Genomic DNA, 6,143 nt, shown 5'->3' on the forward strand with positions numbered 1-6,143 from the left:
AGGGAACGTTGTGCTTATTACGCATACGGATTGCCGGATTATCTCATCTGAAGGAATTATGACCAGGGAGCGTCTGGAGCGAGACGTTACGATCTTCTCCCGGATGTTGACTCTCAGAGGCATTCCCGAAGACGGTAGAGTGATTCTGAAAGCGGCCAATTCTTATTGGTTTGTTGTGTCTCTGTTCTCCCTGTGCAATATCGCTGTTTCGGTGACTGTGGTGGACGAGCAGACTGTGCTCGATGAGGTGGCCCAAATCTATGATGAAGCGGATGCCTGTTGCATCCTTACGGATTCCGATTTAGAACTTCCTCATGCACTCGTTATTCTGATTCAAGATCTGATTCAAGAAGAAACAGTGCACCCGGATTGGGTGGGAGAGCCAAAGCTTGAAGCCCTCGACTTTAACAAGTGGTGCGAGAGGCCAGATGCGCTCATTCTGTATTCTTCAGGTACGACGGGAAAACCCAAGGGAATCGTGAAAGCTGGTTCAGCTTTTATGGAGAACATCAGGCATTCCATACACGCCATGAACTACCTACCGTCTGACCATATGCTCCCCGTTGTGCCTTTCTCTCATTTTTATGGAATCTCACTTATCTTCTCCTGGTGGTTAACCTCATGTTCTCTCATCATCTGCAATCCAAAAAACCTCTGGAGCGTCATTGCAAGTATTACGAAAGACCGGGCGACGGTCGTAGATGCTAACCCCTCTGCTTTTTACACCTTGTTGCGTATGCTAAACCGAAAACCCGAACAACTGGAAATGGTCAAGGAAGCCCCGGTGCGCATGTGGTGCGTAGGCGGTTCTCCACTTACCCAAGACCTTGAAGAGAAATTTAACAACATATTTGGACAGCCCCTGCTGAATGGTTACGGTCTTTCTGAACTGGGCAACGTTACGCTGGGGACGCTAGAGTGTCCGAAGGGTTGTGGACTACCATTACCTGGTGTGGATTTGAAAATACTAGATTCTACAGGCAAACAGCAGACGGACGGTGTCGTAGGCGAAGTGTGGATACGCAGTGCTGGATGCATGGAAGGTTATCTGAATCGTCCAGACCTGACGCAATCCGTTCTACAGGACGGTTGGTTCAAGACGGGGGATCTGGGCTATCTGGATGACGGAATGCTGTATGTCATTGGACGCAGCGGCAAGACGGTCAACCGGATGGGCTATATGGTATCTCCGGTCTATATTGAGGACCGGATTGGTTCTCTAGGTTACCGATCCTGCGTGATCACCTTGGAGGATGAGGCTAAAGGGACATTACTTGTTGCCTTCATCGAAGGCGAATCCTTGCAAGCCTTGTCTGTACTCCGCAAAGAAATAAATCGTGTGCTCCCTTCATACATGTTTCCCGATCTTTTGCTTCCGCTCGACCACTTTCCTTTAAATCGCAATGGAAAAGTGGATCGTTTGGAGATGGAGCGTATTGCCCTGGAAAAAGTTGCTTCTCGCAAAGTATAGCAAGATATTTACCAAAACCGCATATAGGAAAGGGAGAATGTGCCATGAATATAAATCCAGAATTGGCAGAAAACACACTGTTTTTGGAAAGGCATGAATCTATTCTGAAATGCCTCAATTATTTGATTGAAAATCGGCAGGAAGTGATGGATATTCTCACGCAATTTTCATCCTATCGGGCCGCCAATGCAGAAATTGACTCCACGATCCTCACACTTCAAGGTGCTCTGCAAGAAGTGCAGACCTATCAGCCAAGTCGGCAACGATCTATGGCTGTATTCATGCCTTCCAACGTCATTTTATACTCCTATGCATTATACCTTTTGATTCCGTCCCTGTACGTTGAAAATATAGACTTTCGCCCTTCTTCTCACGTAAATGAGTACGTCAACATGCTGCATGAAAAGCTTCAGGCTGTACATGGATTACCCATCTATATTCGTAAAGTTAGCCAGAAGGTGTTCATGGAGAATTCCGTTATGCCAGCTGATATTGTGGTGTTCACCGGAAGCTATACCAATGCAGAGAAGATCAAAAAACAGATTCGAAAAGATCAGCTCTACATTTTTTACGGACAAGGGCTAAATCCTTTCATTATCGGGCCTGATGCAGATCTGGAGCTGGCGGTTACCGATGTAATCCGAATGAGATTGTTCAACTCTGGACAAGACTGCCTAGGCCCCGACATCATTCTGGTACATCAAGATGTGAGTGAGCATTTCAAAGATCTGCTGATTCAACAGCTTGACCAACTCGTGTTTGGAGCCAACAATGATCCGAACGCAAACTATACCCCTATATTCTACAAAGACACGCTATATTCGGTTTCTGAGTATTTTAACACGAACGACAAATTTATTATTTACGGCGGCGGCATTGATTTCCGTACGAAAAAGATGGAGCCAACGGTTGTATATAGTGAATTGGATCAGAATCTGGAGATTATTGAGTATTTTTCGCCAGTCTTCAATGTAGTTAGCTACCAAGACGACGAGCAACTGATCAAGCGTATTTCCTCCAGTTATTTCAGTGAACGTGCAATGGGTTGCAGCTTATACGGATCGGAGCACCTGACTGACGTTCTACGAAAGAAGCACACATTGACCATTAATCAGACGCTTGAGGATGTGGATCAAGGCAATAAGCCTTTTGGTGGCTACGGCACGATGTCGAACTATATTTTTTACGATTTCAAGCTCATTTCGAAGCCGATCTTGATTTCAGAAATTGTCGCAGAATATTTGTCGGAAAAGAGGAGTTTGGTATGACTGCGAGCTTCTTCCCCTGGGATGCCATTATTGGCTACTTAAAATCGGCTGGGGTTCAGCATCTCTTTGGATTACCAAGTGATGATCTCAAAATCGTATCGTCACTCCCCTCATCCGGTATGGATTTTATTTTGTGCAAAGATCAACGTAATGCTGTGTTCATGGCAGCAGGTTATGCGCTCACCACCAACCAGATGTCCGTATGTGTTGTGGGGAAAGGCCCTGCGCTCAGTAATACACTTACAGGGCTGCTGGAAGCCAAGAACCTGGGCGCTCCGCTCCTGCTTCTGGCGCTTGGTACTGGCGGAGACAAGCTGGGTACCCGATCCTTTCAGGAAGCCGATCAAATTTCACTCGTGAAGCCGCTCGTAAAATGGGCTTATCGTGTCGAGCATGTGGATCGGCTTGTATGGGCGATGGAGCGGGCTGCCTTTTTGGCTATCAATGGAGCACCGGGTCCTGTCTATATCGAACTCCCTGAAAACCTGATGGACCAGCCTGTGCCAACAGGGCTTCAGTTTACCCCACCAGAAAAGCTGTCGTGCTCTCCGTCTCGTCGGGAGTTGGATGCGGCTTGGGCGATTATAAAGACGGCGCGCAGGCCGCTCATTCTAGTCGGAGGGGGAATGAAGTCAGGTACAGGTGATGTGATTGAGCGGTTCGCTCACCAACATGGAGCGGCCTTGTTCGCAACTGCCTCGGGACGGGGTGTAGTGGATGAAGAACACGAACTTTTCTGCGGTGTTGCCGGACTCTATACGGATCTCAGTCTAAGACAAATCTGGAAGGAATCTGATGTGGTGATCACACTGGGCAGCCGCTTGGAAGAAACGGCTACGTTCGAGTGGGATATTCTGCTACAGGATACACCTTTGATTCAAGTCAATGTAAATCTGGAGGATTTTGCACACGAATACAGGGGTATCAAAGTGCTTGGTGATGGATATGCAGCAGTGGAGCAATGGCATGATCGGCTAGGGCAGAAGCCTGATGGAGTGTGGCTTGAAACAATCAGGAGCTGTAAAGAGAAGGCTTTTTCTCATAGGGCTATCTATCTGGAGGAATTGCAAAAGGCTCCTGGGATCCACGTTCCTGAGCTGTTGGACATGATTCAGACGGAGTTCCCCGAAAATCTGGTGCTTCTTCAAGAGAATGGATTGCAGGATATGTGGTCCTATTTTTATCCATATTTCCGCTTTGCCCAAGGCTCTCTTTCGATTGTTCCTAGTGATCAAACAAGCCTAGGATTCGGTGCGGCTGCTGCTCTGGGAGCAAGTGTGGCAACGCAACGTCCAGTAGTGGCACTTGTAGGTGACGGTGCGTTCAATCTCTTCTGTTCGGATTTTATGACGGCGGTGGAGTATCAAATACCATTAATCTATGTCGTACTCAATAATGGTGGGTATGGTTGGTTACAGAATCAGATGAATTATAAGCATCTCACAGGGCAGTCCCTCCCGTTTGTTTCTGAGGCGGCCAAGACAGGAATTCAAATTCCCCAGTATGAGTTTGTAGAGAGCCTCGCAATTCGGAGTAAGGGAGAGGCACGGGAACAGCTTCAGCTTGCTTGGCAAAAGTATCAGGAGAACAAGCTTGTGGTCGTCGAGGTATATGCTGATCTTGCGGATGTGCATGAAAAAATCAGCCATGTGTATGGCGACTTTCCTCTCTACGAGCAACAGGCTTCCAAGAATTAATTTCAACGAAGGACGTGGATACAGTGAGAAGACGTGTTGTAGTGACTGGACAGGGAGTCGTAACGCCGGTTGGGCTTAATCTTACGGATTTCTGGAATTCACTGTTGAAAGGAAAAAGCGGAATTGGACCGGTCACTGTTTTCGATACAGCGGACATTCCGACAAAGATCGGTGCACAGGTTACGGGCTTTGACCCATTGCAATATATGAGTAAGAAGGAAGCTAATAAAGTGGCACAGTTCACTCAGTTTGCTTTGGCGGCTGCCCGGCAGGCGGTGGAGCAATCCAAATTAGTGATTGATGAGCGGAATGCAAGTCGCGTGGGGGTTATTGTCGGCTCTGGAGCAGGCGGCCTCGACGTTATAGAGGAGAACTATGGGAAATTAACAAAGCTTGGTCCCAAAAGAGTTTCTCCTTATTTTGTTTCCTCGATGATGATTAATTCAGCACCTGGTGAAATCTCCATTGCTATTGGGGCCAAGGGGCCTTCGTTTGCTGTGGTTACAGCTTGTGCTACAGGAAGCAATGCCATCGGTGAGGCATTACGTACGATCCAGTACGGCACGGCTGATGCCGTGGTTGCCGGTGGAGCAGAAGCCAATTTTAGTCAGCTTGATCTGGCATCATTTGCGAATATTCATGCTCTCTCCAGACGTAATGAAGAGCCGCAGAAGGCTAGTCGTCCGTTTGATGTGGATCGTGATGGATTCGTCATCGGTGGAGGAGCAGGAGTCTTGGTGCTGGAGGAGTTGGAGTATGCTTTGAACCGCGGAGCCACCATTCTGGCCGAAGTTGTGGGTTACGGATGCACAACGGATGCGTATCATATCACGGCTCCAGATCCCTCTGGCTCCGGCCCGGCAGAAGCGATCAACATCGCACTGCAGGATGGCGGCTTAACACCGCAGGAAATCGACTATGTCAATGCCCACGGTACGAGTACGCCATTTAATGATCGTATGGAGATTAATGCTATTCAAAAAGTGTTCGGGGAGCATGCCCCCCGTTTGGCGATATCGTCTATTAAATCCATGACTGGCCATTTAATGGGCGGTGCAGGGGCAGTCGAGTTAATTGCGACTGTGCAGAGTATGATTCACAGCAAAGTACCACCGACACTCAATTGCGACAATCCTGAGGCTCCTGAATTGAATTTTGTGCCGCATGTATATCAGGAACGCAAGGTCCGCGCGGCGATTAGCAATTCATTTGGTTTCGGAGGGCACAACGTCTGCCTTGCTGTTCGCAAGTGGGAAGGGGAATAAGCCTGTGAGCGAAGAGCTAATCCATATCCCGGATGTGCTTCCGCACCGGTACCCATTTCTTCTGTTGGATGGCGTGACCGGGTACGAAACGTCGCAATGGGCGAAGGGATACAAGCTTGTCACCTGGAGTGAGTGGTTCATTACAGACACTAATCCATACATGCCTCCTATGTTGATTGTGGAGTCGCTTGCACAATTGGCGGCGTTCGCTGCGATTGATAAAAAAGGCATTTCATACCTGACTAACCTGAATGGAATTCGATTCCACAGCTTGGCGAAGCCTGGGGACCGAATTGATCTCTATTTTGAAGTGATCAAGCGTCGGCGGGGCTATATTCTTGGAAGCGGTCGGGCTTCCGTAGGGGATCAATTGGTGGTTGAGGCGGAAGAAATTGTTTCACTGGATCAATGACGGGGTGGAAGCGCACGTTAAACTGTCCTT

The 6,143-nt window shown here is 48.2% G+C and carries 5 protein-coding genes; all 5 read left to right on the forward strand.

The features are described 5' to 3' along the window. The first annotated feature begins 10 nt into the window (after positions 1–10). From MKY98_RS00395 to MKY98_RS00415, 5 genes are read left to right on the forward strand one after another with little or no spacing between them, the layout of a single operon-like run. On the forward strand, positions 11–1,471 hold the full coding sequence (locus MKY98_RS00395) for a class I adenylate-forming enzyme family protein (RefSeq protein WP_069011241.1): 1,461 nt from the start codon (positions 11–13) through the stop codon (positions 1,469–1,471). Positions 1,472–1,515: 44 nt separating this feature from the next. Next, complete coding sequence (locus MKY98_RS00400) at positions 1,516–2,739, forward strand: aldehyde dehydrogenase family protein (RefSeq protein WP_069011242.1); 1,224 nt, start codon at positions 1,516–1,518, stop codon at positions 2,737–2,739. Continuing rightward, positions 2,736–4,436 carry a thiamine pyrophosphate-binding protein gene (locus MKY98_RS00405; RefSeq protein WP_069011243.1) on the forward strand — a complete coding sequence of 567 codons (1,701 nt, stop codon included), beginning with the start codon at positions 2,736–2,738 and terminating at the stop codon, positions 4,434–4,436. The genes MKY98_RS00400 and MKY98_RS00405 overlap by 4 nt, the downstream gene beginning before the upstream one ends. 23 nt (positions 4,437–4,459) lie before the next feature. Continuing rightward, on the forward strand, positions 4,460–5,701 hold the full coding sequence (gene fabF, locus MKY98_RS00410; RefSeq protein ID WP_069011244.1) for a beta-ketoacyl-ACP synthase II: 1,242 nt from the start codon (positions 4,460–4,462) through the stop codon (positions 5,699–5,701). A gap of 4 nt (positions 5,702–5,705) precedes the next feature. Next, a complete protein-coding gene (locus tag MKY98_RS00415) occupies positions 5,706–6,113 on the forward strand; it encodes a 3-hydroxyacyl-ACP dehydratase FabZ family protein (protein ID WP_069011245.1) in 408 nt (135 codons plus the stop codon). Positions 6,114–6,143 lie beyond the last annotated feature (30 nt).

The organism is Paenibacillus sp. FSL M8-0228 (assembly GCF_038007385.1).
GTDB lineage: Bacteria > Bacillota > Bacilli > Paenibacillales > Paenibacillaceae > Paenibacillus > Paenibacillus polymyxa_D.

What these genes read in the sequence shown, in the direction of transcription:
- MKY98_RS00400 (WP_069011242.1), top strand. Translation starts at nt 1,516, where the DNA reads ATGAATATAAATCCAGAATTGGCAGAAAACACACTGTTTTTGGAAAGG.
- MKY98_RS00405 (WP_069011243.1), top strand. Translation starts at nt 2,736, where the DNA reads ATGACTGCGAGCTTCTTCCCCTGGGATGCCATTATTGGCTACTTAAAA.